1 protein-coding gene and 1 pseudogene are annotated in these 1274 nt (G+C 74.3%); one reads left to right on the forward strand and one right to left on the reverse strand.

Annotation, left to right across the window (positions count from 1 at the left end):
• A pseudogene (locus tag D455_RS31085) lies at positions 1-350 on the forward strand (ATP-binding protein); the annotation flags it as partial.
• Between the two features lie 70 nt (positions 351-420).
• Here the strand turns inward: D455_RS31085 and D455_RS0119865 are convergent.
• On the reverse strand, positions 421-1269 hold the full coding sequence (locus D455_RS0119865) for an MOSC domain-containing protein (protein ID WP_026122801.1): 849 nt from the start codon (positions 1267-1269) through the stop codon (positions 421-423).
• Between the last annotated feature and the right edge of the window lie 5 nt (positions 1270-1274).

The raw sequence follows: 1274 nt of genomic DNA on the forward strand, positions 1-1274 counted from the left end.
TCGACGCCGTGGCGGACGTGCTCGACCTGGACCTGGCGAGCGAGGCGGTGACCGGGCGGATCGGTTCGGCGGGGCGGATCCGGCCGGTTCCCGACGAGGCGGACCTCTTCATGGACCCCGACGGAGAGCCCGACCGCACCTACCTGCACCACCAGACGCTCATGGTGGACGGTGTCGAGCTGGAGTGGTACGTCGGGGACGGCTCGGTGCACGCCTCCACCACCGACGGGCTGGCCCGCGCCCTGTGCTGGCGCGCGGGGCAGTGGTCGCGGCGGCACCTGGTGGCGGCCGCGCTGCGCGACCCGTCCTCCGCGGCCCTGCTCCTGGCCGAGGCGGACCTGGACGACTGAGCCGGAGCGGAACGCGCCGTGAGCGCGAGCACCGTTCCGCGAGGACGGGAGGCGTACCGGACCGCGGGGTTCAGGCCAGGGCGGCGGCGAGGCGCTCGCCCGGCCCCTCCTCGGGCTCGTCCCAGGCGGTGACCTCCACCTCGTCGCCGACCGCGAGCGTTCCCGGACGGGTGACGGCGAACTTGGCGCCGAAGGACACCCCGCCCCCGTCCGCGCGGCGGTAGTCCGCCAGCGTGCGCAGGGGTTCGGGCCCGGACCTGACGCCCCGGGCCTGGTCCACCGTGGTGACCGCGCAACGGATGCACAGCTTGGCGTAGCCCAGTTCCGCCGAGCCCAGGCGCACGGCGCGGACCCGGTCCTCGGTGTGCGGATCGGGCCAGCCGGACACCACGACGTTGGGCCGGAACCGGTTGATCGGCACGGGCTCGGCGCCGCGCGCGAGGATGCGTTCGTTGAGCAGGTCCAGCGAGGACAGCGACGCCATCAGCACGGCCGTGCTGTCGGCGAACGCGCTGGTGCCCGGCGTCAGCCCGCCCACCCGGCGGTTGTGGTCGTTGGGTACCCGGACCAGGCGGCTCGGCGCGCCGAGCACCTCCGACAGCCATCCGGCGGCCTCGTCACCCTGGTCCAGGCCCGTGAACGGCTTCCTGTGCACGGTCACGTCCAGGCGCGGACCCTCGGGGTCGGTCTCGATCTCCAGGGAGGAGGACCCCGCGTCCAGGCTCAGGCGCGCGCCGTCGGCGCTGACTCCGGCGCGGATGAGCGCCATCCCGGGGACGTCGCGCTGGCTGCGGAAACCGCCGCCGTCGTCGACCACCATGAACGTGCGATCGTGCGTGATACCGGCGGGTGTCATCTCGGCGGTGCGCAGGGCCGTGCCCGCACACCCCTTGACCGGGTGGGCGATGTACGCGCTGATGGGCA

It is taken from the genome of Nocardiopsis halotolerans DSM 44410 (genome assembly GCF_000341065.1).
In the GTDB taxonomy this organism is placed as follows: domain Bacteria; phylum Actinomycetota; class Actinomycetes; order Streptosporangiales; family Streptosporangiaceae; genus Nocardiopsis; species Nocardiopsis halotolerans.